Origin of the sequence: Alteraurantiacibacter aquimixticola (genome assembly GCF_004965515.1) — a bacterium.
Taxonomy (GTDB): domain Bacteria; phylum Pseudomonadota; class Alphaproteobacteria; order Sphingomonadales; family Sphingomonadaceae; genus Alteraurantiacibacter; species Alteraurantiacibacter aquimixticola.
In genome coordinates this window covers 277,601-302,626 of the sequence record NZ_SSHH01000004.1, presented here as the reverse complement: position 1 = coordinate 302,626, position 25,026 = coordinate 277,601, and the positions used below count along the sequence as shown (strand labels likewise).

The 25,026-nt window shown below is 63.5% G+C and carries 27 protein-coding genes; 17 read left to right on the top strand and 10 right to left on the bottom strand.

The annotated features are described in order from the left end of the window. Positions 1–4: 4 nt before the first annotated feature. Entirely contained in the window at positions 5–1,633 is a 1,629-nt protein-coding gene (locus tag E5222_RS15090) for a peptide MFS transporter (protein ID WP_136694626.1), read from the bottom strand. Positions 1,634–1,814: 181 nt separating this feature from the next. Here E5222_RS15090 and E5222_RS15085 point away from each other — a divergent pair, with 181 nt between their 5' ends. Together E5222_RS15085 and E5222_RS15080 are read left to right on the top strand one after the other, a co-directional pair. Beyond that, a complete protein-coding gene (locus tag E5222_RS15085; protein WP_136694625.1) occupies positions 1,815–2,153 on the top strand; it encodes a GntR family transcriptional regulator in 339 nt (112 codons plus the stop codon). A 187-nt stretch (positions 2,154–2,340) separates the two neighbouring features. Next, positions 2,341–2,625, top strand: coding sequence for an integration host factor subunit beta (locus tag E5222_RS15080; RefSeq protein ID WP_136694624.1), 285 nt, complete (start codon positions 2,341–2,343; stop codon positions 2,623–2,625). Between the two features lie 132 nt (positions 2,626–2,757). Here the strand turns inward: E5222_RS15080 and E5222_RS15075 are convergent, their stop codons facing one another. Further along, positions 2,758–5,304 carry a TonB-dependent receptor gene (locus E5222_RS15075; RefSeq protein ID WP_136694623.1) on the bottom strand — a complete coding sequence of 849 codons (2,547 nt, stop codon included), beginning with the start codon at positions 5,302–5,304 and terminating at the stop codon, positions 2,758–2,760. A gap of 354 nt (positions 5,305–5,658) precedes the next feature. Here E5222_RS15075 and E5222_RS15070 point away from each other — a divergent pair, with 354 nt between their 5' ends. After that, a complete protein-coding gene (locus tag E5222_RS15070; RefSeq protein ID WP_136694622.1) occupies positions 5,659–6,945 on the top strand; it encodes an MFS transporter in 1,287 nt (428 codons plus the stop codon). After that, complete coding sequence (locus E5222_RS15065) at positions 6,942–7,322, top strand: nuclear transport factor 2 family protein (protein ID WP_136694621.1); 381 nt, start codon at positions 6,942–6,944, stop codon at positions 7,320–7,322. Before E5222_RS15070 ends, E5222_RS15065 begins: the two co-directional genes overlap by 4 nt. A 4-nt stretch (positions 7,323–7,326) precedes the next feature. Here E5222_RS15065 and E5222_RS15060 read toward each other — a convergent pair whose 3' ends face one another. Continuing rightward, on the bottom strand, positions 7,327–8,679 hold the full coding sequence (locus tag E5222_RS15060; RefSeq protein ID WP_169053631.1) for an MFS transporter: 1,353 nt from the start codon (positions 8,677–8,679) through the stop codon (positions 7,327–7,329). Positions 8,680–8,793: 114 nt separating this feature from the next. Between E5222_RS15060 and E5222_RS15055 the strand changes: the two genes are divergently transcribed. Next, on the top strand, positions 8,794–9,591 hold the full coding sequence (locus E5222_RS15055) for a CmcJ/NvfI family oxidoreductase (RefSeq protein ID WP_136694619.1): 798 nt from the start codon (positions 8,794–8,796) through the stop codon (positions 9,589–9,591). A 146-nt stretch (positions 9,592–9,737) separates the two neighbouring features. Continuing rightward, positions 9,738–9,902 carry a hypothetical protein gene (locus E5222_RS15050; protein WP_211196171.1) on the top strand — a complete coding sequence of 55 codons (165 nt, stop codon included), beginning with the start codon at positions 9,738–9,740 and terminating at the stop codon, positions 9,900–9,902. A gap of 68 nt (positions 9,903–9,970) precedes the next feature. Here E5222_RS15050 and E5222_RS15045 read toward each other — a convergent pair whose 3' ends face one another. Further along, positions 9,971–11,149: an FAD-dependent oxidoreductase gene (locus tag E5222_RS15045; RefSeq protein WP_211196170.1), complete on the bottom strand. Its 1,179-nt coding sequence runs from the start codon at positions 11,147–11,149 to the stop codon at positions 9,971–9,973. Between the two features lie 133 nt (positions 11,150–11,282). Here E5222_RS15045 and E5222_RS15040 point away from each other — a divergent pair, with 133 nt between their 5' ends. The 10 genes from E5222_RS15040 to E5222_RS14995 all read left to right on the top strand — a co-directional run bounded on the left by E5222_RS15040 (position 11,283) and on the right by E5222_RS14995 (position 20,090). Next, positions 11,283–12,518: a serine hydrolase domain-containing protein gene (locus E5222_RS15040; RefSeq protein ID WP_169053630.1), complete on the top strand. Its 1,236-nt coding sequence runs from the start codon at positions 11,283–11,285 to the stop codon at positions 12,516–12,518. Between the two features lie 122 nt (positions 12,519–12,640). Beyond that, positions 12,641–13,066 (top strand): carboxymuconolactone decarboxylase family protein, encoded by a 426-nt coding sequence (locus tag E5222_RS15035; RefSeq protein ID WP_246021811.1) that lies wholly within the window; start codon positions 12,641–12,643, stop codon positions 13,064–13,066. Beyond that, a complete protein-coding gene (locus E5222_RS15030) occupies positions 13,056–13,532 on the top strand; it encodes a nuclear transport factor 2 family protein (RefSeq protein WP_169053629.1) in 477 nt (158 codons plus the stop codon). Before E5222_RS15035 ends, E5222_RS15030 begins: the two co-directional genes overlap by 11 nt. Before the next feature lie 22 nt (positions 13,533–13,554). Next, complete coding sequence (locus E5222_RS15025; protein ID WP_136694614.1) at positions 13,555–13,980, top strand: nuclear transport factor 2 family protein; 426 nt, start codon at positions 13,555–13,557, stop codon at positions 13,978–13,980. Next, complete coding sequence (locus E5222_RS15020) at positions 13,980–14,732, top strand: SDR family NAD(P)-dependent oxidoreductase (protein WP_136694613.1); 753 nt, start codon at positions 13,980–13,982, stop codon at positions 14,730–14,732. The genes E5222_RS15025 and E5222_RS15020 overlap by 1 nt, the downstream gene beginning before the upstream one ends. Positions 14,733–14,852: 120 nt before the next feature. Next, positions 14,853–15,998 (top strand): serine hydrolase domain-containing protein, encoded by a 1,146-nt coding sequence (locus tag E5222_RS15015; RefSeq protein ID WP_136694612.1) that lies wholly within the window; start codon positions 14,853–14,855, stop codon positions 15,996–15,998. Between the two features lie 13 nt (positions 15,999–16,011). Then, positions 16,012–17,571, top strand: coding sequence for a phytoene desaturase family protein (locus E5222_RS15010; RefSeq protein ID WP_136694611.1), 1,560 nt, complete (start codon positions 16,012–16,014; stop codon positions 17,569–17,571). Next, the gene (locus E5222_RS15005) at positions 17,568–17,780 is read left to right on the top strand and encodes a hypothetical protein (protein ID WP_136694610.1); all 213 of its coding nucleotides are present in this window, start codon (positions 17,568–17,570) and stop codon (positions 17,778–17,780) included. Before E5222_RS15010 ends, E5222_RS15005 begins: the two co-directional genes overlap by 4 nt. Before the next feature lie 2 nt (positions 17,781–17,782). Beyond that, positions 17,783–18,574, top strand: coding sequence for an SDR family NAD(P)-dependent oxidoreductase (locus E5222_RS15000; protein ID WP_136694609.1), 792 nt, complete (start codon positions 17,783–17,785; stop codon positions 18,572–18,574). Between the two features lie 37 nt (positions 18,575–18,611). After that, entirely contained in the window at positions 18,612–20,090 is a 1,479-nt protein-coding gene (locus E5222_RS14995) for a hypothetical protein (RefSeq protein WP_169053628.1), read from the top strand. Here the strand turns inward: E5222_RS14995 and E5222_RS14990 are convergent. Continuing rightward, positions 20,087–20,482 (bottom strand): hypothetical protein, encoded by a 396-nt coding sequence (locus E5222_RS14990; RefSeq protein WP_136694607.1) that lies wholly within the window; start codon positions 20,480–20,482, stop codon positions 20,087–20,089. The genes E5222_RS14995 and E5222_RS14990 overlap by 4 nt on opposite strands. Before the next feature lie 71 nt (positions 20,483–20,553). Here E5222_RS14990 and E5222_RS14985 point away from each other — a divergent pair, with 71 nt between their 5' ends. Beyond that, complete coding sequence (locus E5222_RS14985; protein WP_136694606.1) at positions 20,554–20,763, top strand: hypothetical protein; 210 nt, start codon at positions 20,554–20,556, stop codon at positions 20,761–20,763. Positions 20,764–20,765: 2 nt separating this feature from the next. Here the strand turns inward: E5222_RS14985 and E5222_RS14980 are convergent, their stop codons facing one another. From E5222_RS14980 to E5222_RS14960, 5 genes are all read right to left on the bottom strand, one after another. Further along, a complete protein-coding gene (locus E5222_RS14980) occupies positions 20,766–21,161 on the bottom strand; it encodes a PilZ domain-containing protein (protein ID WP_136694605.1) in 396 nt (131 codons plus the stop codon). Positions 21,162–21,238: 77 nt separating this feature from the next. Next, positions 21,239–22,129, bottom strand: coding sequence for an NAD(P)-dependent oxidoreductase (locus E5222_RS14975; RefSeq protein WP_136694604.1), 891 nt, complete (start codon positions 22,127–22,129; stop codon positions 21,239–21,241). Beyond that, on the bottom strand, positions 22,126–22,935 hold the full coding sequence (locus tag E5222_RS14970; protein WP_136694603.1) for an N-acyl homoserine lactonase family protein: 810 nt from the start codon (positions 22,933–22,935) through the stop codon (positions 22,126–22,128). Before E5222_RS14970 ends, E5222_RS14975 begins: the two co-directional genes overlap by 4 nt. Before the next feature lie 4 nt (positions 22,936–22,939). Continuing rightward, positions 22,940–24,121: a cytochrome P450 gene (locus E5222_RS14965; protein ID WP_136694602.1), complete on the bottom strand. Its 1,182-nt coding sequence runs from the start codon at positions 24,119–24,121 to the stop codon at positions 22,940–22,942. A 4-nt stretch (positions 24,122–24,125) separates the two neighbouring features. Then, positions 24,126–25,019, bottom strand: a complete 894-nt coding sequence (locus E5222_RS14960) for an MBL fold metallo-hydrolase (protein ID WP_136694601.1) — start codon at positions 25,017–25,019, stop codon at positions 24,126–24,128. Positions 25,020–25,026: the final 7 nt, after the last annotated feature.

Sequence of the window (25,026 nt, the reverse complement as noted above, 5' to 3'; positions counted from 1 at the left end):
CCCCTTAAGAACGTACTTCCGGATGAATGCCTGCGGCCTGCGGCTCGGCCACGTCGCCGCCGCCGACGAGGTCGTCGGTCACATTATCGTCGCCCAGCGTGTCGAGATGCATCCAGCGCTTCACGATCGGGCTCAGCGCAAGGACGACCACGCCCACGCCGATCGCGACCCAGCCGATCTGGTTGTAGATCGACAGCGTCATCTCCTGTGACATGTCACCCGCCTCGCCGCCGGTCGCCTCGCCGATCTTGCCGGCCACGAAGCTGCCCACTGCGGTCATGTAGAACCACGCGCCCATGATCAGCGATGCCATGAAGCTGGGGGCCAGCCGGTTCATCGCGGAAAGGCCCACGGGCGACAGGCACAGCTCGCCAGTCGTGTGCAGCAGGTAGATCAGGAAGAGGAAGATCACCGGCGTCAGCACGCCCATGCCGGCGGTCTGCGCGCCCCAGACGAAGACGAGGAAGCCCGCGCCCACCTGGAACAGCGCCAGTGCGAACTTGGCCGGGGCGGAAGGCTCCAGCCCCTTGCGGCCCAGCCACTGCCACAGCGCGGCGAAGACCGGCGCGAACAGGATGATGTAGATCGGGTTGATCGACTGGAAGATCGCTGCCGGCACGTCACCGATATCGGTATAGCGATCGGTATAGAGGTTGAGGCTGCCGCCGCCTTGTTCGAACAGGCCCCAGAATACCGGGTTCAGCGCGACCAGGAACAGGATGGCGAAGATGCGTTCGCGCGGTTCCTTCGGCAGCTTCATCGCCTCGTAGAGGACATAGCCAAGCAGCGCGACGCCGGAGACGATCAGCAGCGTCTGGATCACTTCGCGATACTGGATCAGCAGCCACATGGCGCCGACCGCGGCGATGCTGACCGCGTAGATCAGCATTTCCTTGTTCTTCGGCAGCAGCGCTGGCGGCTCGCCCGCGCCGCGCAGGGCGGCACGACCCAGCACGAAGACGATCAGGCCCGCGACCATGCCGATGCCGGCGAGGCCGAAGCCATAGGCCCAGCCCAGCGTCTGGCCGAGATAGCCGACCAGGATCGTACCGGCGGCCGCACCCACATTGATGCCCATGTAGAAGATCGTATAAGCCGCGTCCCGCCGCGCATCGGTAATCTTGTAGAGCTGGCCCACCATCACCGAGATATTGGCTTTCAGGAAGCCGGAGCCGACGATGATGAGCGCCAGCGCCAGCCAGAAGACGTTGATCGTGGGATCGTCCTGCCCGCCCGTACCTTCGAAAGCCATGAACAAATGGCCCAGCGCCAGCAGCGCGCCGCCGAACAGCACCGCCTTGCGCTGGCCGATATAGCGATCCGCCAGCCAGCCGCCGAGCACGGGAGTAATATAGACCATCGCGCCATAAGCGCCGTAGACGACATTCGCCTCGCCATCCGAAAACAGCCAATGCGCGGTGAGGTAGAAGATCAGCAGGGCGCGCATGCCGTAGAAGCTGAAACGCTCCCACATCTCGGCGAAGAACAGCATGTAAAGGCCCTTGGGATGGCCCAGCGCTTCTTCCTTGCGGCTGGCGGCAATGGCGAGGCCGGCGGCCAGGAAGGCGGCGAGGATGACGGTTGCGATGGCGGCAACCCAGTCGCCCTCGTTCCACAAGGCCATGTCTTTCATGCGATCCCAATTCCCTTGTCTGGCGCGCCGCCTGCAATCCGGCGCGAAAACGCGCACCCTAGCGGCTGTTGCTGCGAAGGGAAGGGAATTTCGTTGCATCCGTAACCGGCGCCTTGTTGCCAACGTTTGGCCGCGCACCGCTTGACCCGCATGGCTGTATTATGGCACTGCATCACCTGTCATGAGCGAAACCAAGCCCGTCTATCTCCGCCTGCGCGACCAGATTGCCGCATCCATCATCGAAGGCAAATATGCCGAAGGCGAGATGCTGCCGTCAGTGCGCGCCTTCGCGGCGGAGCAGGGGGCCAATCCGCTTACCGTCGCAAAGGCCTACCAGCAGTTCCAGACCGATGGGCTGATCCGCGTGCAGCGCGGCGTGGGCATGTTCGTGCGCGAAGGCGCGGCGGCAAAATTGCGCGCCAGTGAGCGCGAGGCGTTCCTGGAGCAGGAATGGCCCGAAATCAGGCGCAAGCTGGCGCGGCTGGACATATCTCTGGAAGACCTGGCGCATTCGGCCTGATCCTGGCGGGTTGCGACGGGCAGAGCGGCTTGCGCGTCGCGCCTTTTGGACAAGATCAACTAGCCAATTGCGCCAAGGCTCCTGTTCTGTCATTCTGTTGCTAATGCGAGGTATTGCATCGGGTCGCGCAATCCTCCTTCACAAGACTCTCACAGTTTCGGCAGGTGCCGGACAGGAAAGGGCGGGAATGATACGATCCGAGTTGCTGCAATCCTTGGCGGCAGACAATCCCGATTTGCGGCCTGAGGAAATCGAGCAGGTCGTCGATATCTTTTTCGAAGAAATCTCTGCGCGACTGGCCGAAGGCGGCCGGGTCGAACTGCGCGGGTTCGGGACATTTTCCACGCGCCAGCGCGAAGGCCGCACAGGCCGCAATCCGCGCACCGGCGAAGCGGTGGATGTGCCGCCCAAGCGCGTGCCCTATTTCAAGCCGGGCAAGGAAATGCGCGAAAGGCTCAACCCCGAAGGCTGAGCCTGGCGGTAACGCCACGCTCAAAGGGAACCGGACAAAGGAAAAGGGGCGCGGATCGATCTGATCCGCGCCCTTTTCTTGCACCCTTCCGGGCCGGTTGGACCCCCGCCGAAGCGAGGGTCCGTGTCCGGATCAGAAGCGGCGTTCCACAGCCACGCTCCAGGTGCGCGGCATGGCCGGCACACCGGTGACGACGCCCAGCGCGTTGCTGGCCACGTCAGAGCGCGACAGGAAGTAGTACTTGTTGAACAGGTTTTCGACTTCCAGCGACACACGCCAGTCTTCGTCAGCCGTGGTGTAGCTGAGACGTGCATTGCCCAGGAAGCGACCTTCCACCTCGGCCCAGGAAGTGTTCTCCGAGTTGGCGAACACATCGCTCTGGTACGAACCGTCGAAGCGGCCGCTGATCGTGCCGGATTCGATTTCGTGGTCGTACTGGATGCCGAAGGAGTAGGTCAGTTCCGGCGTGTAGGGCGTGATGCCGTCCGCCGGGATGCTGGTGCCTTCGAGACATGCGGCAGCCGGGCAGCCCTGGGTGTTACCGGGGACCGACGGGCTGGTGTACTCGAAGTCGAGCAGGGCGATCGAGCCGTCGATCGACAGGCCATCGACCGGGAACAGGCCCAGTTCGAGTTCCAAGCCCTTCACATCGGCGGAACCGATGTTCTCCGGCCGCAGACACGGCGAAGGCAGGCTCGATTCGGGGCAGACCAGCTTCTGCAGGATGATGTCTTCATACTTGTTGATGAAGGCTGCACCGTTCAGGCGGACACGACGATCGAGGAAGTCGGACTTGAAGCCCACTTCGTAGGTCGTCAGCGTTTCCGGCTGGAACTCCAGCGCCTGGTCGGCAACGAAGGGACGCGGGTTCACACCACCGCCCTTGAAGCCGGTCGACACCGAGGCATAGGCCAGGAACTGGTCGGAGAAGCGATAGTCACCAACGATGCGCCAGTCCCAACGATCGCCCTTGAACTCGCCGGGGATGTCGAACAGACCCGCCAGCAGGCAGTTCGGTTCGGAATAGGGACCGTTCGCCACGAAGCAGTTGAAGCCGTCCGGCTGGCTGCCGTCGGGATTGCGGCGGAAGTAGGTGTAGACCTTCTTGTCCTTCGTGTAGCGCAGTCCGCCGGTCAGGCTGAAGGCATCGGTCGGGCGAAGGGTCACCGTGCCGAACAGCGCCTTGGTGGTGCTGGGCGTGGTGTCGGGACCGTGGATGAAGTCGATCGTCGGATTGACGTAGTTCAGGTCCACGCGGGCGGTATATTCACCGTCCTGGTCAAGATAGAAGCCCCCGACAGTACCCTGCAGCAGACCATCTGCCGCATCGAAGTTCAGGCGAACTTCCGAGCTCCACGCTTCGTGGTTCAGCTGGTTGTCCAGCTGGGCCACCGGGATCGGTGTTGCATCCTGGTCCTGGCCCCACTTCGATTCATATGCGCGGTACGAACCGATATAGACGAACTGCAAATTGTCGCTGATGTCGTAGGTCAGGTTACCTTGAATACCCCAGCCTTCGAATTCCTTGATGGGAAGCGCGAAGTAGGGCTTGAACGGCGCTTGCGGATTCGGATCCATGGCATCCATGAAATTCGAATAGCTGACGAAGCGCGGGTCATAACCGGCGGCCTCGAGGTTCGCCGTGTCGCAGCTGTAGGGACCAGCCGGAACGAAGCGGCAATCGAGCAGGACGGGCTGACCATCCGTGCCTTCGAGCCACGGGATCATTTCACCCATCGAACCAGCCGAAACCGAAGGGTTCTGCGAGAACGGATCGAAGAACTCGGACGAAACGCCAGACGGAGTGGATGCGCCGGCCGCGATGAGCACGGTCGGCGTCGCTTCCGAAGCTTCGCGCGTATAGTCGCCCGAAATGTTGATCTCGAGACGATCGGTCGGTTCCCAGCGAAGGGCGATACGGCCGGCGGTGATGTTCTCGCCGCCCATCGTCTCGTAATTTTCATTGCCGATACCGCGCGCCAGGTTGGCGGGAACGGTTTCGTCCGGGCCGTCATGCAGCGCCGAATATTCGAGCATGTCGACATAGCCATCACGGCTGCGGCTCATGCCCGAAATACGCACGGCGAGGTTATCGGTGATGCCGAAATCCGCCATGCCGCGGATCTGGATCATGTCGTAGGAGCCGTATTCGACCCGCAGCGAGCCTGAATCGTCGCCGCGCGGCTTGGCCGAGAACAGCTTGATCGCGCCGCCGATCGAGTTCTTGCCGGCCAGCGTACCCTGCGGGCCGCGCAGCACCTCGATACGGTCAAGGTCGATCAGTTCGAGCAGCGAGCTCGACAGCGTCGGAATGTAGACGTCATCGACATAGACGCCGACACCCGGATCGAGCGCGTAGTTGAAGTCGACCTGGCCGACACCGCGGATAAAGGCGATCAGGCCGGAGCCCCCGTTCTGCGGCTGCGGGCGCAGCGACACGTTCGGCGCCTGGGCGGCGATCTGGGCGATGTCGGTCTGGCCGCGAGCTTCCAGCATCTCGGCATTGACCGCGGTGATGGCGATCGGCGTATCTTGCAGTGCGGCTTCGCGGAATTCCGCGGTCACAACGATGACGTTGTTGCGGCCGTCGTCATCGCCGTCATCCTGTGCGTAAGCAGGCGCAGCCATGCTGGCCATAATGGCAAGCGATGACGCGACGCTGAGCGTCTTGAACTTCATCAGGCATCCTCCCCTGGCGGGACCCGAGGGGGAGCCCGCGTGTGGTGTAGTACGACCTGTTTCGCCCGCCCTTGTCCCGGTGCGGCTTAACGAAACAGAACTGGATAGGAGAATGCGGCGGCCAATGTAGTCCAGCGCACTCCTCTCCCGCATTCATGTCTAGCTGTACTGCGCATGGGAGCAAGCGTTTGTGGTGAAAAAATCGTTCCAAAACCAGCGCATTGTCGTAATCAAGCAACACAGCCGGGCACGGTTTCAGACGTAATCTTTGTGGCGCCAACCACACCGCCAAGCGGGCACAAGGCGTCAACATGCTGAAACCATGGCTGAAACGGGATCGGGGAGGGTCACAAAATGAACGAAAACAAGGCGGATACGCCGTCATGGCTGCCGCGCGGTTACGAACTGACCGTGCTGCTGCTGCTCGGCCTGGCCTACGGCTTTGCCTATTTCGACCGCATGGCGATGACCTTTCTCGGCCCTTATGTGCAGGCCGATCTGGGACTCAGCAATGAGGAGCTCGCCTGGCTCGGCTCGGGCCTTTCCCTCACTTGGGCGCTCGGCGCCTATATTTTCGGCCGCTGGTCGGACCTTGTCGGCAAGCGCAAGCCCTTCCTGCTGGCGGCGCTGGTGATCTTCTCTTTCTGCTCGGTCATGTCGGGCCTGTCATGGAGCTTCGGCACGCTGCTCGCCAGCCGCATCGTCATGGGCGCGGCGGAAGGGCCGTTCCTGCCGATCTGCCTTGCGATCATGGTCGCCGCCTCGGCGGACAGCCGCAAGGGCCTCAATGCCGGCGTGGTGCAGAACGTCTTCGGCTCGATCATCGGCACGGCATTGGCGCCCTTCGTGCTGGTGCGCATTGCCGAGGCTTATGACTGGCGCATGGCCTTCTACCTCGCCGGTATTCCGGGCCTGATCCTGGCGCTGGTGATCTGGCGCTATATCCAGGAGCCGGAGGGTACGCCTGTCGCGAAGAGCGAGGGCGAGGAAAAGCTCGGCCTCGGCGCGATCCTGTTGCGCGAACTGCGCGAGGCGGGCAGCCTGATGACTACGCGCAATATCTGGCTGTGTTCGCTGGTCAGCATATTCGGTGTCGGCACGGTGGTGATCGGATCGATCTTCATGCCTCTTTATCTCGATGGCCCGCGCGATATCGAACCCACGACATGGGCCAATATCATGACCGCAATCGGCTTCTCACCCGCCATCGGCGCGGTGACGGCTGGCCTGCTGTCGGAGAGGTTCGGGCGGAAATGGGCGCTGGCGCTCTTCGTCTCGCTGATGACCATCGCGCCTGCCACCTTGCTGTGGGTGGAGGCGCCGCCCGTTGCGCTGGCCGCCTTGCTCTTCGTCAGCTGGATGGGCCTCGGCTCCTTCCCGCTCTTTATGGGTGTGATCCCGGCAGAGACACTGGGCCGTGTGCGCGCCGCCACCGCCATGGGTGCGGTAGTCGCGGTGGGAGAGATATTCGGCGGCTTCGCCCTGCCGCCGATCACCGGGCGGCTGGCGGACAGCTTCTCGCTCGACGTTGCACTTTATGTCCAGCTTGGGCTCGCCGCGTTGGGAGGCTTGACCGCGCTCTTCGTGGCGGAGACAAATCCGCGAGTCCTTTCCCGCCGTGCAACAGGAGCTGCCGCGTGACCTTCGACCCTCGCCAGACCGCGCTCGATTACCTTGAATGCGTCCGCAATCTCGAAACCGAGGCCATGCTGACGCGCTTTGCCGAGGGCGCCAAGGTCTGGCTGCCGGGGCAGGGATGGATCGATGCGGAGGCCCTCACCGTATTGCTCGATGGCGCGCGGTCGCGGCTGGTCGACGGGATCCGCTTCGAACATGTGGATGTCCTGCTGGTGGACAACCGCGTGGTGGTGATGACGGAGTGCGACAGCCCGCTCGTCGGCGGCGGCTCCTATGTGAACCACTTCTGCTTCGTCTTCACTTTCGACGAGGCGGGCCTGATCGCTGAAATGCGCGAATATACCGACAGCGCACCCGCCATCGCCGCCTTTCACACCTGAGGGTTCAGCGTCCCGGTTCGATCCGCCTTGCGCGGTTGAAGGTGAGCGCCGAGAGGATCGCCGGGATCGCCATGACGAGGCACACGGTGCCGACCGACATGGTGATATCCAGCGGCCCCAACCCGGCCTCGCGCGTGCCCAGCAGCGCGCCGCCGACGATCGGCCCGAAGATCGATCCGACCCGGCCCGCCGTGGTTGCAAAGCCAAGCCCCGTCGCGCGCAGATGCGGCGGGAAGGCGTAGGCAATCGTCAGCCAGTTGGCGACGGCCGAGCCGAACAGGGCCGCGCCCATCAGCGGGGCGATCACCATTAGCGCAGAGGTATTGCCGACAAACTGGCCGAACAGCGTTATCAGCACCGCCAGGCTCACCATGGTGAACCACATCATCCGCTTCACGCCGATCGTGCCGCAGAGATAGCCTGACGTCATTCCGCCCACGATCCCGCCATAGGAAACCCAGGCCGAATAGCGCGCGCCCAGCTCGTCCGACGCGCCTGCCTCGGCCACCAGCGGCGGGCCCCAATTGATGATGAAATACCAGGCGAACATGTTCAGCGCATGGGCGATGAAGAGCTTGAAGATCAGCTCGTTGCGGTGGACCGGCTGGATGATTTCAGAGAGCGCGGTGGAGCCTTCGCCCGAATCCTCCGGACGCGGCGGAAGTTCGGTAACCTGCGGCACGTCCATGCGCTTGAGGATGCGGTTGGTCGTCTCCAGCGCGCCCTTCGGCTGGCGGGTGAGCAGGAAGTCGAGGCTCTCGGGCAGCCAGATGAAGGCGATGGGAAGCAGCACGGCGGACAGCCCCGCGCCGAACCAGAAGATGCCACGCCAGCCATAGGAATCGAGCACCGCCACGGCCACCGCCGCACCGATGATCGTGCCGACCGGATAGGCGGAGGCGACCGTGGCGGTGGCGAACTCGCGGCGCTTCTGGCTCGCATATTCCAGCGCCATCGTGCCCGCCGTGCTGGTCATCCCGCCAATGCCGATACCTGTGACGAGGCGGCCTGCCGCCATCACAAAGAAGCCGTCAGACACGGCGGAAATGCTCATGCCCACGCTCATGAAGCCAAGGCAGATCAGCATTGCCGGCCGCCTGCCCCACTGGTCCGCCACGGGGGAGACGCCCAGCGCCCCCACCGCCATGCCGACAAGGTTCATGGAAAGCAGCGTGCCCAGCTCCGCATCGCTCAATCCCCATTCGCGGCTCAAGGCGCTGCCCGCCTGCGCCAGCGCCAATATGTCGTAACCGTCGATCATGTTGATCAGCACGCACAGCGCCACGACGCCATACTGCTTCAAGTTCATCCGCCGCTCGCGCATGACGTCGCGCGGATCCCGATAGGTCTCGGCCATCCCCATTCCCTCTCCCTCAGGCCCCTTCCATCTGCGTGGACGAGTGCCAAGAAGTGAGGCTATGATGCGCGTGAGGATCGGTCAAAGGATAACGACCGGAAGGGCTAGACAGCGATGGATACCGTAACCTGCGATGTGCGCACGACCATGAACTATGTCGTGCGCGGGGAAGAGGCGATCTTCTATGCCGGCGATCGCGAGAAGAGCTATTGGCCGCAAGACCCGCACGAGGTGACGATCCACGACGTGCGGCCCTTCATCCATGACCTCGCGCTGGAGAAGAATGGCTTCGTCGTTCTCGATGAACCGAGCGGGATTGCCGACTATACCGACAAGGAGCAGCTTGCCCGCTATTGCCGCGATACCGAAGCGGTGGTGCAGCGTCTGACCGGCGCGGACAAGGTCGTCAGCTTCGGCCCCGTCATCCGCACCAATGCCAGCGGCACGCATGGCCACAACCAGCCCGCTTTCGGCGCGCATGTCGATTACGGTGCGCGCACCGTTGCCGACTACACGCGCGACCTGCTTCCGCCGGAAGAGGCCGAAGAACGGCTGGCGAAGCGTCACATGCTGATCAATGTCTGGCGCCCCATCACCATGGTCGAAAGCGCGCCTTTCGCTGTCGCCGATGCCAGCACGGTGAAGCGCGAGGACCTGTTCCAGAGCGAGGTGCGCGGTGGCCTTGGCGGCGTCGACCGCTCGCTATGGGGCTTCAACCTCGCCTACAAGCCCGACCACAAATGGTACTGGGTGCCGCATATGCAGCCCTGGGAAGCGCTCGCCTTCAAGCTGTTCGACAGCGACGAGGATGCGGTGCAGTTCACGGCGCACAGCGCGTTCGATGATCCGAACACCCCGCGTGACGCGGAGCCAAGGCAGAGCATTGAGGTTAGGACGATTGCTTATTTGTAGCTTGGAATGATGGTGTCCGCTTGCAGGTAGTTGGAGCCGAATGCTTTCAGTCCGCTTACGCTCCCATTGCGGACAGCCCGCAAATCTTCCATCTATCGAATATGCCAAACTGGTCATTCTACATTGCGATTGGGTTGGCGTTCATCGTGGCATTGATTGTCAATGCTCAAGTGCAGATGAAAAGCACGCGCAAAGGCGATGGCTTAATCAAGATGTGGATCAAAGGCGGCCTCGCTGGCGGAGCCGCTATGATCGGGTTCATCGCAGCATTCCTGCTGGTAGCCAATCTGGTGAATGCGGTCATTGGATAGGTCCGCTTCCCACCCCAAACCAGCCTTTGTCCGCTAGCCACTAGTGGCCGGGAAGCCGCTGTTCTTGCTCACCGCTCCGCCGGGCTCGTCGTCTCCATCCTCTTGGTGAACATCAGCCTCTCGCGACAATAATCGGGATCGTCCTGCATCCGGCGCATGCCGGCGATGGCCTCTTCCAGCTTCGCTTTGTCGCCGCCGCATTCGTGGAACAGGAAGTCCTTGTACTGGCAGGCCATCGGACTGGTCTTCTCGAGGAAGATCGCGCGCCGTTCCGCTGCCCAGATGTCGAGCAGGTCGGGGCTCGCGCGGTCGAGGATGATCGCCGCCAGCGTGGGCCACAGCGCATAGCAATCGAACAGGCCGGTGGTGAGGCCGAAGCCGCCCGTGGGGTTGGTGACATGCGCGGAGTCCCCCGCCAGCACCACGCGGCCAACGCGGAACTGCGAGGCGCAGCGCTGGTGCATCTTGTAGGGCGCGGCGCTGAAGAGCTCGTAGCCACCTTCGCCCGGTAGCAGGTGCTCATAGGCGGCGGGGAGGCGGTCAAGATAGCTCTCCTCCGGCAGCGAGGCGTCTTCCATATAGGTGCAGCGCCACAGCCCGTCCTGCGCGATGATCACGATCACCGCGCCCCATTTGTCGTCCACCACCATGGTGGAGAGGCCGTAACCTGCGCCCGCGAAATCGTGATAGACATTGGTGGCGATAAAGCGCTCGGGCCATGTGAAGCCGTCGAAGGTGAGGCCCAATGCCTGCCGCACCGTGCTGCCCGCACCATCCGCGCCGACCAGATATTTCGCCCGAACCGCCTCGCCATCCGCCAGTGTCACGGTGACGCCATCACCATCCTGCGCCAGCGCCTCCACCCGCGCGCCGAAGCGGATCTCGGCATTGGATAGCTTCTCCAGCCGCGTCCGTGCGATATTGGCCAGCACGTCCTGGCCCATATTGATGTTGTAGTTGTAGTCCGTGCGGTCATTCAGCACGTCGAGCCGGTAGCGGATATGCTCGCCGGTCTTGCGGATCAGCCAGGTATAGTCGTCCTTGACGATGCCGGTGGCCTCCGCCTCCTCGCGAATGCCCAGCCGCTCCAGCCCGTCCAGCAGTGACCAGTGATAGACGGCGGCGCGCGGGCTATCGACGATGTGGTCGCCCGCCTCCAGCAGCACGACTCCAACGCCCGCCTGCGCCAGACCCAGCGCCGTCAGGAACCCCGTCGGCCCGCCGCCGACCACGATGACGTCATGCATGGCTTGCTCTCTCCCGCCGGGCACCATGGCGCATCGCAGACGCCCGCGCAAAGACCCTTTCGCCGCGCGCCCGAAAGCCCTAGCACTAACGATCGTTAGAGTCGCAAGGACCGGCAAGGTTGGGGAGAGAGCATTGCCGCAGGCCGTATTTCACGAGACGATCGAGGCGCGCGGCGGGAGCTTCCCGCTGCATGGACGATATGACGAGCGGTTCCGTCCCGCCGTTGATGCCTTCATCGAGAATTTCCGCGAGGAAGAGGAGCTGGGCGCAGGGTGCTCGGTCGTCGTCGATGGCGAGACCGTGGTGGACTTGTGGGGCGGCTGGGCCAATGCCGACCGCACATGGGAATGGGACGAGCACTCCACCGTCTGCATGATGAGCACCGCCAAGGGCGTGACCGGCATCGCCTTCAACATGTGCGTGGACGAAGGGCTGATCGATATCGACAAGCCGGTGGCGCATTACTGGCCCGAATTTGCCCAGAACGGGAAGGAGGGCATCCTCGTGCGCTGGTGCCTCGACCATCGCGCCGCGATCCCCGTGCTGACCACCGACGTTATGACGCCGGGCGGCTTCTTCGACTACGCGGCCTATATCAAGGCGCTCGAAGTGCAGGAGCCCTTGTGGGAGCCGGGCACGCGCGCGGCCTATCACGTACACAATCAGGGCTTCCTGCTGGGCGAGATCATGCGCCGGGTGACCGGCATGACGGTGGGGCCCTTCCTGCGTAGCCGCGTCTCCGGCCCGCTGGGTGCCGAATACTATATCGGCGGGATGAGCGAGGAGGAGCAGTCTCACGTCGCCGAAGTGCTGCCCAATACCGGCGCGCGCCTTTTCGCCGCCAAGGACCAGACCGTGCCGCCCAAGCCGTCCACGCCCGAAGGCTGGCAGGATGGCGCGGTGTTGCGCAGCTTCGCTTTCCTGCAGAACCCCTCCGAGCCGTGGCACGCGACGATGAACTCGCCCATCTGGCGCACCTGCGAGATCGCCAGCGGATCGGGCCATGGCAATGCCCGCGGCGTTGCGCGCATCTATGGCGCGGCGGTGGGCGAGGTGGATGGCATCTCGCTTCTGTCCAAGAACGCGCTGGAGGCGATGCTGGTCGAGCAGCACAACCAGATCGAGCTGCTGCAGGACCGCCCCTATCACCAGGCGCTCGGCGTGCTGCTCAATACGCCTGAGGCGGTCTATATGGGCCCCAACATGCGCAGCTTCGGCCATCATGGTCTTGGCGGCTCTATCGGTTTCGGCGATCCCGATGCGAAGCTCGGCTTCTCCTATTGCTGCAACCAGATGCATGCCGTGGGTACCAACGGCCCGCGCGCGCGGCGGCTGATCGATGCGGTGTATGGGGTGGTTGATGGATGATGCTTCTCCGTCATTGCGAGGAGCGAAGCGACGAAGCAATCCAGGGCGTTGCGCGCCTCGCTCTGGATTGCCGCGCGACCTTCGGTCGCTCGCAATGACGATAACAAAGAGGAATACGGTTCATGAGTGACAACAAACCCCCCAGCGAGATGACCGGACAAGAGATGTTCGATCGCGGCATGGAAATCCGCCGCAAGGTGCTGGGCGATGAATATGTCGACAAGGCACTGGCGAAAAGCGGCCCTTTCAACGAGCCGCTGCAGGAACTGGTCACCACCTATTGCTGGGGCTGGAACTGGGGCCGCGAGGGCCTGCCGCTGCGCGACCGCAGCCTGATCAACCTCGCCATGATCGCGGTGCTGGGGCGCGAGAACGAGCTGAAGATCCATATTCGCGGCGCGCTTAACAATGGCTTGTCGAAAGACGAGATCCGCGAAGTGCTGCTGCAGGTCGGCATCTATGCCGGTATCCCGGCGGCGGTGGACAGCTTCCGCATCGCCAACGAGGCCTTCGCCCAGATTGATGCCGAGAAATCCGATGACTCCTGAGCAACGCCTGCTGATCGAACAGGCATGCGGCAAGCTGCCGCTGCTCTTCGCGCATTATGCCGACATTGGCGATCATGCCGCGCTGAAGGACCTGTTCACGGCTGACGGCACCTATGACCGGCCCTTCCAGCCGGGCTATCCCTTCCATGGGCGTGACGCAATCCAGTCCATCTTCCGCGACCGCCCGCCCATCCTTGTGCGCCACATCGTCACCAATGTGCTGGTGGAAGTCGTGTCTGAGACAAAAGCGCGCGGCACCAATTACGTCACCATGTTGTCCAACCATGCCAATACCGAAATGCCGCAGGAGGCAGGCGGCATTTTCGTGGGCGGGTTCGCGGACGAATATGTCCTCGATGCCGGAACGTGGCGCTTTGCCAGCCGCGCGGGCCATCTGGCGTTGCACCAGGGCGGCACGATACCCGCCTTTCCGCCGCCCACTGATGAGGCGCGTGGCCTGAAATAGATTTACTCTGGGGAGAGGAGCGATGGCAGTCGAAGCCAAGAATGAGAACGAACAACTGGTGCTCGATTTTTTCGAGGTCCTGTCATCGGGCGATCTCGAAAAACTGCGCCAATTCTATCACGAACATTCGGTGTGGGAGCCGAAGGTGAAGGACATTGCCGGTGCGGGAAAGCATATCGGCATGGACATCGTCGACAAGTTCCTCGCCCCGGTGCGTGGCATGTTCGAACCCGGCGACCCCAAGGTGCATGTGCAGAACATGTTCTCGGTCGGCCCATGGGTCTGCGTGGAATCGAATTCCACCGGCAAGACCATGGACGGCAAGGTCTATGACAATGACTATTGCTGGGTGTTCGAGGTTTCGAACGGCAAGATCGACGCCATGCGCGAATATATGGACAGCCACTATACCGCCAAACTGTTCGGCATGGATGACGGTGCAACCTGATGGCGCGGTTTGACGGCCAGCCGATCCTGATCTCCGGCGCCGGTCGCGGGCTGGGTGAGGGGATTGCGAAGCACCTCGCGGCTGAGGGTGCCATCGTTGGCATTGCCGACATTCACGGGGAGACGGCGTTGCAGGTTGCCGAGGCGATCATCGATGACGGTGGCCGCGCCTTCAGTTACGGCGCCGACTGCGGCAAACGTGATGAGTTCATGCAGCTGGCGGCGGACTTCGCCAAGGATGCGGGGCCCCTGCGCGCGGTGATCAACAATGCCTCCGTGCTGGTCTACGAACCGATCGAGCAGGTCACCGAAGAGACGCTCGACACCATGCTCTCGGCCGGACTCAAGAGCGTGTTCTGGGGCGTGCAGGCCTTCCTCGCCCATCGGGACGAGAACCAGCAGGGCAATATCCTCAACTATTCCAGCCCCGTCGCCTATCGCGGGCGGCCCAATACCGGGGCCTATACCACGATCAAGGCGGGCATTGCGGGCCTCACCAAGGTGCTGGCGGGCGAGCTGGGCCCGCGCAACATCCGCGTCAACGCGATCGCGCCGGGCAGCGTGCCGACGCCTGCGACCGAAGGCTTCGTGACGGCGGAACAATATGAGCAGCGGGCGAAGAACATCCCGCTGCGCCGCAATGGCACGCCGCAGGACGTGGCTCAGGCCGCTGCTTTCCTGCTGAGCGATGAGGCGGCATTCATCAACGGCGCGATGCTGGCCGTGGATGGCGGCATCATCGCGGCCGGGTGAGCTAATGGAACGGTATCGTCATTGCGAGCGAAGCGAAGCAATCCAGGGCGGCTCGCGGATCGGCCCTGGATTGCCGCGTCGCCTGCGGCTCCTCGCAATGACGAAGAGAGGAATGTTTGCATGACAGCGATCTGGAAGGAACGCCTGGACGAACTCAAGCAGGTGATCGAGGCCGATGTCGCGCGCGGCGATTATTACGGCGCGGTGCTGCGCATCGGGCGCGGCGGCGTGGTGGTGTTCGACGAGGCGATCGGCCATGCCTATGCGGATGGCGAAAGGGAGCTGAAGAAGGACGATGTCTTCTCGCTCTTCTCGGTCACCAAGGCCTTCACCAATGTGCTGATCATGCGCGCGATCGAGCAGGGGCGCTTTTCGCTCAACACCAAGGTGAAGGACGTGCTGCCCGAATTCACCGGGCAGCCGCGCGAGGAGGCGACGTTCTGGCACCTCATCACCCACCAGGCTGGCATGCTCGGCGTGTGGAGCCCCAAGCCCGGTATGTATCTCGACCGGCTGCAGGAGCTTTATGACGAGAGCATCGCCCATGTGCAGGGCGCCAGCGCTCCGGGCGAGAAATGCGACTATTCGCCGCTGGTGAACCATGTGCTGATGGGCATGGCGCTGGTGCGTACCGATCCCAAGGGTCGCAATTACCAGACGCTGCTGCACGAGGACCTGTTCGCGCCGCTGAAGATGGACTCCACTTCGATGGGCCTGCGCAAGGATCTGGACAGTCGCCATGTCCGCCCGGACATGCGCGGCACGGTTCCGATTAAGCACCTCTCGCGCAATATCGAAGGCGACCACGCGCTGTTCGAGGATCCCGAAGTCGAGGCTCCGCATGTCGGTTGCGCCTCCACCACCGGGGACCTGTGGCGCTTTGCCGAAATGCTGCGGCGCGAGGGCGAACTGGAAGGTTACCGTATCCTGTCCCCTCGCATGGTACGCCTCGCACGTAAGATCCACACGGGCGACAAGCCGAACGAGCTTTACAAGGGCGTGGCCCTGCGCGCGGGCTGGACAGTGCCGCCCGCGAACCAGGGTCTGGGGTTCCAGGTGCGCGGGACGGGCGTGTTCCAGCACCTTTTCGGCCAGCTCTCTTCGCCGGAGACTTTCGGCAATTACGGCGCGGGTTCGACCATGTTCTGGGTCGATCCCGAAGCCGATGTGAGCTTCTCCTTCCTCAGTGCAGGCGTGATGACGCAGGCGGCGAATATCGAGCGCTGCGGCAAGCTCTCCGACCTTGCACTTTCGGGCTGTTTATAAGGGTTTACCGCAGATGTCAGACGCAGATATCATCATCATCGGATCGGGCCATAACGGCCTGGTCGCCGGTGCCTACCTCGCCTGCGCGGGCAAATCGGTGCTCGTGCTGGAACGCAATGAATGGCACGGCGGCGGCGTGGTTTCGCGTGAGCTGACGAAGCCCGGATTCACCCATGACCAGCATTCGATGAGCCACATCTTCATCCAGGGCAATCCGCTGCTGCTGAATGACGATCTCGGCCTGAAGTCGAAATACGGCCTCCAATATGTCTTCCCCGATGTGCCGATGATGAGCGTGTGGGAGGATGGCTCCACCCTGCCGCTGCATCGCGATCCGGCAAAGTCGGCGGCGGCGATCGCCAGGTTCAGCGAGAAGGACGCGGCAACCTTCCTCAAGATGAGCGAACAGGCCGCGCAATGGCTGCCGATGATACAGGCGGGCCTCTATTCCCCGCCCATGCCGGTCGGCGCGCAGACTGCGATGATGGACCAGAGCGCCGAGGGGCAGGAGATCATGCGCACCATGGGCGTCTCCACCTTCGACCTGATGGAAGAGCTGTTCGAGCACGACAAGGTGAAGGCGCATTTCGGCCGCGTTGCAGGCGAGAACCTCGTTTCGCCGGACGAAAAGGCGACAGGCATCGGCGCCTATGTCTTCCTCGGCTTCCTCGAGAAATTCGGCTTCGGCGTTCCTGTCGGCGGCTCCGGCTCGCTCACCAATACGCTGATCGCCTGTATCGAGGATCACGGCGGCACGGTGCGCGCCGGCTGCGAGGTGCGCGAGGTGTTCACCGACGGTGCCAAGGCCGCGGGCGTGGTGCTCGACAATGGCGAGCGGCTGACATGCGCGGACGGCATCATCGGCGCGTTGCACCCGCACATATTGCCCGATATCGTACCCAGCCTGCCCGCCGAAGTCGGCCGCAAGGCGAAGCGCACGCATATCACCGATGCCGCCTGCTTTACCGTCCATGCGGCTCTGGATGCTCCGCTCAAGTTCAAGGCGGGCGATTTGTCGGCGGTGATGTATGAGCTGATGCCCGCCGAGTACGAGGACATGCGCCGCGCTTTCGACGAGCTGCGCTATGGCAATTTCAGTTCCACCCCGCTCGTCGGCGTCGGCCAGTTGACGCAGCATGACCCGAGCCGCGCGCCGGACGGCAAGGCGATTTTCCATGCCTGGGATTACGTTCCCTACAAGCGCAAGGACGGCCGCGACTGGGATGAGGCCAAGGGCGAATTTGCCGAGAAGATGATCCGCCGCATGGGCGATTTCATCGAGAATGTGCCCGACGTCGTGCTCGACTATCATTGCGACAGCCCTGTGGATATGGAGCGCACCAGCCCCAGCTTCTTCCGCGGCGACCTGCATGGCATTGCCACCACCACCTATCAGTCGGGCAGCCATCGCCCGACGCCCGACCTTGGCCAGTACCGCGTGCCGGGTGTGGACCGCCTCTACCTCGTCGGGCCGTTCCAGCATCCGGGCGGCGGCGTCTTCGGTGCGGGTCGCGCCACGGCGATGGTGATGGCCGAGGACCTCGGCATCGACTTCGATGAGATATCGGCATGAAGATCCACGCCGCCGACAAGAGCGAGCTGATGCAGGTCAGCAAGATCGAGCGGAAGGGCAATGACCTTGTCCTGAAGGGCAAGGTCTATGGCACCATGCCGATGACCGCCACGCTCACGCCGGAAGAGGCGAAGAACTTTCTCAAGCTGCTGACGCCGGGCCTGGCCTGGTTCCTCATCACCCTGCCGTTCCGCAAATCGAAGGACTGATCATGACGAAACGCCACGAAGGTTCATCCATCATCGTCACCGGTGCGGCCGGGTCGATCGGCTTTGCCACTTGCGAAATTCTCGCCCGCGAAGGCGCGCGCGTCATGCTGGTCGATATCGATGCCGACCGCCTGCATGAGTGCACCGCCAAGCTTAAGGATGCCGGGCACGAGGCCGTCGCCTTCCATGCCGATTGCGCGAATGAGGACGAGGTGCGCGCCTATGCCGAGACCGCGCACAACACGTTCGGGCGGATCGACGGCTTCTTCAACAATGCCGGGATCGAGGGCGACCTTGCGCCCACGCACGAATACGACATCGCCATGTTCGACAAGATCATCCGCGTGAACCTGCGGAGCATGTTCCTCGGCCTGCGTTTCGTGATCCCCTACATGGTTGCCGCCGGGAAGGGCGCGGTGGTCAACACTGCCAGCATCGGTTCCGAACGCGGCCTTGCCGGGGCCTGCGCCTATAACGCCGCGAAGCATGGCGCGGTGGGCCTCACGCGCACGGCAGCCAGCGAAGTCGCGCAAAAGGGCGTGCGCGTGAATTGCGTGATGCCCGGCGTAATCGAAACGCCGCTGCTGGTCGGCATGCTCGAACAGATGTTCGATGGCGATGTGCAGGCGGGCATGGACAAGCTCGGCCAGGTCGCCACGCTCAACCGCGTGGGGCAGCCGCGCGAGGTGGGCGATGTGGTCAGCTTCCTGCTTTCGGACGAGGCAAGCTACGTCAACGGCGCCAAGTGGGAGATCGACGGCGGCGCACTGGCGACCATTCGCAACGATATCTGAACACCGCTGCGGCAAAGGCATGGCCGTGAGTGCGCTTTTGCAAAGACCCGCCCTGGCCTTCATCGCCTGCCTGCTGCTGGCGCTGGCGACGCGCGCCCATGGCTTTGGAAACCCTGCGCTGCATGTGGACGAGAACTGGTACCTGTTCGTGGGCCAGCGGCTGGCGGCGGGCGACATGCTCTATGTCGATATCTGGGACCGCAAACCGCCCGGACTCTTCGCCATCTACTGGCTTGCTGGCCTCTCACCCTGGCCGGTGCTGACATACCAGCTAATGGCCTGCCTTGCCGCGGCTGGCACGGCGTTCCTGATTTTCCGGATGGCGCGCAAGATGGCCGATCCGCCTGCCGCGCTGGTCTCGGCGTTCCTCTATCTTGCCCTGCTGGTGCAACTGGGCGGAGCGGGCGGGCAAAGCCCCGTCTTCTACAACCTGCTAATCGCCGCAGCGGCGCTGCTGGTGGGTTTCGACCAAGGCGGCAGCGCGGTGCCCACACGCCGCCATTTCCTCGCCATGCTGCTGGCAGGCTGCGCGATCATCGTGAAGCCGACGGCGGGGTTCGAGGCGATCTTCCTTGGCCTGTGGCTCTTGTGGGGGATGCGGCGCGCGGGCCTAGGCCTGTCGCAGCTGGCCATGCGCGGCGCGATGCTGGCGCTGGCAGGGCTTGCGCCAGCCTTGGCGGTGGCGGGATTGTTTGCCGCAATGGGTGCATTCGAAGCGTTCTGGCAGGCGACGGTTGAGTCCAGCTTCGCCAAGGAAGCGCAGATTGCCGATCCGATGCGTTGGCGGCGTTTTGCCCTCGTCTGGGTGGTGATTGCGCTGCCGCTGGCGTTAGCGATCCTGGGGCTGGCGATCCGGCATGGCAGGCTGCGCGGCGATCACCGTGCCTTCATGGCCGGCTGGATCGTCGCTGCGATGGTTGGCGTCGTTGCCGTACCCAATTTCTACAACCACTACCTGCTGCCGCTGTTCGTACCACTGTGTGTGGCTGCCAGCGGCTTCTTCCAGCGAGGCGCAATGATGGCGCTGGTCGGCGTGGCCGGGGCGCTGCTGGCGCTGAGCGGCGAGCAGGTGTGGAACTTTACCCGCACCGCGCAGGCGCGCGCTTCTTATGGCGAGCTGGCGGACGCGGTACGCAGCGCGGATACTTCGCGCGGCATGCTGGTCTATGACGCGCCGCCTTCGCTCTATGCGGAGGCGGGCTCCGCGCCGCTTTCCCCGCTCTCCTTCCCCGGTCACTTGTGGGACCGGTTTGAAGCCGGTGTCAGCGGGATCGATACCTCTGCCGAAATGCGGCGTATCCTGGCACAGCGGCCCGGGGTTGTGGTGACCGGGCGCGAGACTTCCGATCTTTCCACCAATCTCGACACACGCCGCCAGCTCGAAGCTTATCTTGAAAGCTGTGAGATTGTCGCCACCGCTAGCATTCCCGGGTGGACGCCGGTTGAGTTGCTCGATGTCCATGCCAATTGCGGCGATTCGGCCGATTCGCCCCAGCCAGCCGCGCCAACGCCCTAAATGCGTGAGACCACGAAGTTCGCGGCATAGCTTTGCGCACCCACCATGGCAGTGCAGGCGATGGTCGAAAGCTCCCCATTGGTATAGAAGAACTGGCACAGGCCGCGCGCGTCCTCCGGGCTATGCGAAGGGCGCTGGATGCGCTCGACGGTCATCTTGTCGCCCTGGACCGGCCCTTCGAAACGAACCTCGCTTTCCCAGCTGCGCAGGCCGAAGGCGATTGCACCGGGCTCGATTCGCGCCTCGTTGCAGGTGAGCAGGACCGTGTCCTGGGCACGCTGCCTCACCTGTTCAGGATAGAGGCATTGGCCGTTGATGCGGGTGACTTCGTCTGCTGCCGCCTGCGGTGCGGCAAGCTGGGCGAATGCGAGCGAGGCGAGTGCAAGGAACATGCGGGCGACTCCTACGCCGGGGAACCTGAATATAACCGAACCGTTTTTCCGGCAAAGCAAAGGAGTTCACCATGATTGGCAAATTGATTGGCGCCTTCGCCGGCGCGCAGGCTTCGAAACATACGCGCAGCATTGGCGGCACCGGTGGCGCCGTACTCGGCGCCCTGGCCGTTCCCATCATTGGCCGCATGCGCCTGCCCGCGCTGCTGGCGCTGGGCGCAGGGGCCTATGCGGCGAAGAAACTCGGCGAGAAGGGCAAGAAAGCCGCACCGGCCGAATAGGCTCAACTGACGGAGCCGATCCGGCGGCGTTTCCGGCCGAGGGGAATGTTGTTGCTGTTGGCGATCGGGCCGGCGGCGACTTCTTCCTCCTCGCGGCCGATCGTCTCGGCCACGACGGCGTCGGATATCGCTCGTTCGAACTGGATGCCGCAAGATCCATCCGCCGCCCACATTACGCGGCAGAATTCCTCGTGACTTCCCCAGACGAGCAGAACGGTCGCACCCTTGACGGGCGGGTTGTCCATGACAATTCGCGCGCCACCGCGGGAGATATCGTTGAGCATGCCCCGCTTGTCGCCGCTGGGCATTTTCAGCTGCACAGGCGTTTCGAAACGGAAGCGGACCGATCCGCGCCGTTCGGCCTGGAATTCGCTGCCATCCTCTTGATGGAGCGCCATGGATATGCCCCTTATACTAAACCATCGGAAAGCTTCGCCGCTTCCGGTTAAGATCGCGTTGATGCCGGGCCTTCGGCTCAGCGCTCCGGGTCGAGGCCTGCGGCTTCTTCCACCACCTTGGCAATGGCGGTGAAGTCCGCCTCCGGCCCTTCGCGCTCCAGCGTGCGTTCGAGGTAATCCTGCACGATCTGGCCGAGCGGGAGCGGCACATCTGCCGCCGCTGCCTCATCCATCAGCAGCCTGGTGTCCTTCAGGCTCAATGCAGCGGCAAAGCCGAAGTCGAATGTGCGCGGCAGGACGGAGCGCGGCCATTTGTCGCGCGTCGCCGAATTGATGCCGGTCGACTGGTTGAGCACGTCGATCATCTTTGCAGGGTCGAGGCCTTGCTTGATCCCGAAGGCCATTCCCTCCGCCGTCACCCCGATGGCGACCGCGCCCAGCAAATTGTTCACCAGCTTCATCGTCTGCCCGGCGCCGGGCGCCTCGCCCATATGGGTGGGCTTGCCGATCGCTTCGAGCAGGGGGCGCAGGATCGCCTCATATTCGGCCTCAGGGCCGCCCACCATGATCGAGATGGTGCCCTCCACCGCGCCCTTGATCCCGCCGGAAACGGGTGCGTCGAAACAGGCGACGCCTTGCGGGGTGAGCGCTGCGGACAATTCCTGAGCCAGCTGCGGGCCGGAGGTGGAGAGGTCGCAAAAGACCTTCGGCTTGCCGCGCACGAAAATGCTGTCGGGCCCCAGCGCCGCCTCGCGTACGATGGCTGGGGTGGGCAGGCTGGCGAAGACAACTTCGCATTGCGTTCCAAGTGCCGAAGCCGATCCTGCGGCTTCCGCGCCGAGCCGCACCAGCTCGGCCACCGCATCCTCCGACACGTCATGCACGAACAGCGTGTGCCCCGCCTTCAGCAAGTTCGCCGCCATGGGCGCACCCATGCGGCCCAGTCCCAGGAATCCGATAATCGTCATATTGCCTCCAGCACCGGCCTATGCGGCGGCAGGTCGACGCGGGCAATATCGTTTTCGGTCGGGAAGCATTGCAGCACCAGCGGATCGTGGCCGGGAATCACATGGTCGAGCGATCCGCCCGCCAGCTTCATGACCGTTTCCTGCGCCCGGCGGTAATCCGCCTCGTCCACGAAGATCGGGAAGGGCAGCTGGCGGGTGATATTGGCGTAGAGATGCGCCGCATCGCTGGCGAGCACCACCGTCCCGCGCTCCGTCTCGCAGGCAATCACCTGCAGGCCTGCCGTGTGTCCATGGGCGAGGTGGAGCTTGATGCCGGGCGCAAATTCCTCATCGCCATCGTGGAAGATGACATGGTCGGCATAGAGCTTGCGCACCAGCTGGGCGACCGGTTCGCCATCGAACGGCGCGCGCACGCCATGGTCGCAGACATGGCGGCTGGTGGCGAAGGCGAGTTCGGCATCCTGTATGTGGAATTTCGCATTGGGAAAGACGTTGAGCGAACCGGCATGGTCATAATGCAGATGCGTGAGGATCACATCTTCGACCAGCAGGTGATCGATTCCCGCATCGCGCAGTCCCTGCTCGACCGGGCGGATCATTGTGCGCCCGCGCGCCGCCGCTGCCGCCTCGCCAAAACCGGTATCGACGATAACCGGCGGGCACCCCTCGCGATGGATGGCCCAGACGAAATAGTCGAGCGGCATGGGCAGGTCGTGATCGTCCACCGGCTCGGTGAAGTTGGCCGCGGCGGTCCGCTCATGCCGGGCGTATCGGATCGCCTGGATCTTGGTGACGGGCGCAGCCATCGGCTCAGGCGAAGTTGAGCTTCACGGGAAGTTTGATCGGGCCGTGACCGACCGTGGTCATCCATGGCTCGTACTCGCCCGCCAGTTCGAAACTCTCCACCTCACGGACGATCGTGCCGAGGAAGGCCTGGGCTTCGGTCTGCGCCAGCATCCGGCCGACGCAGCCATGCACGCCATAACCCCAGCCGAGCGAGTGCTTGGTGTCGCGCTCGATGTCATAGGCTTCGGGGTCGGACCAAAAGCGCGGATCGCGATTGGCAGCGGCGAACATCAGCCCGCAGCGCGTGCCGGCGGGGACCACGTAATCGTCGATTTCGACATCGCGCGTGGCGATGCGGCCCGCCATGCGGCTGGGAGAGTCCCAGCGCAGCGATTCATCGAAGGCATTGCGCAGCAGCTTCGGATTGGCGCGCAGCTTGGCATATTGGTCCGGGAACATGGCCCAGGCGCGGATGGCATTGGCCATGGTGAGATAGGTCGTGTCGGCCCCGGCGCTGAGGATCGTCTGCAGCAGCAGTTTGGCCTCATCCATCGTCACCTGGCCGTTGTCGGCGGCGGCGAAGATCGACTGGCCGATGCCGTCGGGTGAGAGCGCGTCGCGATCGCAGGCAGTGCCGAGCCATTCGATCACGGCGGAGTAATCGTGGCTCATCGCCTCGTCGAACAGCTCTCCCGGCGGGCCCATCGTGGCCCAGACCATTTGCGAAAAGCCGTGCATGTGATGCCGCCCTTCCCTGGGCAGGCCGAGCACTTCGGGCAGGACTTCGAAGATCCACGCCTGGGTGATCTCGCCCACGGCATCCACGGGCTCGCCTTCGCGGGTGCGCAGGCGCTCGACGAATTCCTCGGCGGACTTCTGGAAGGTCGCCTTCGCCCCCTCCAGCGCGCGCGGGCTGAGCGCGTCCTGCACCACCTTGCGCACCTGCGTGTGGCGGGGCGGATCGTCGGTGAGGAGGATTTCAGGGCGGGGCGAGTTGGGATCGTGCCACGGGCGGCTGGCGGAGGAAAAGCTCTTCCAGTCGAGCAGCCCGCTCGTCACATGCTCGTGCCGGGCGATCATCACCACGCCATCATGCAGGCGCACGGCGGGGGCGAATTCGCGGACCTCATCATCCACCGCGCGGGCATTCCTCACCGCATCGGGAGTGAAGATGTCATAGCCGAATTCGGGGATGTCCTTTGCCATGGCGCTACAGGCCCAGCCCGTGGAACCAGGTTTCGCCGTCGTCGCCCGTCTCGATATGGCCGGCGGTGGGATCGAAGAAATGCGCGCCGATCACCACCACGCCGCTGTCCTTGTACTTTTCGACAAAGCCCATGCGGGTGGCCTTGCCGCTGTCCTTGTCCATGTCGAAAGTCGCATGGCGGTGCGGCATGGCGCATTGCATCGGGTGGTGCATCAAATCGCCGGTAATCACCGCGCGCTCGCCCCTGCTCTCGATGCAGACATGGACGTGGCCCGGCGTGTGGCCGTGGCTGGGCTCGCAATGCACGCCCGGCGCGATCACGTGGTCGGCTTCGATGAACTCGGCGAGACCCAACTCCACGATCGGGTCGACGCATTCGACAAGATGGTTGTCCGAATGGTGCCCGTCATGGCGGATCACTTCCTGCCAGGCTTTGTATTCCTTCGCCCCAAACAGGTATTTCGCATTGGGGAAGGTCGGCTTGTATTCGCCCGTTTCCGGGTCCTTGTAGGTGTTCCAGCCGACATGGTCGAAGTGGAGATGCGTGCACATCACCGTGTCCACATCGTGCCGCGTGATGCCGAGGCTTTCCAGGTCCTCCAGGAATCCTTCGGGCAGATCGCAGAAGACATCGAAGTCCCGCTCCCGCCCCGCGCCGATGCAGCTGTCGACCACGATATTGCGATCCGGAGTCTGCACCACGAAACCCTGGAAGTTCATCCGCTGCAGCCCCTCGGGCGTGGCGTAGTGCGGATGCAGCCATTTCATCGCGATCACCTCCTCGGCGGTCGCGTCGGGCATGGTCATGTTGATGTTGTCGGTGAAGTTGTAGATCTCGACGATGCGGGTGATTTTCACGTCGCCCACCTGCCAGCTCATCATCGTGTCCTTGGCCATGGGCCTT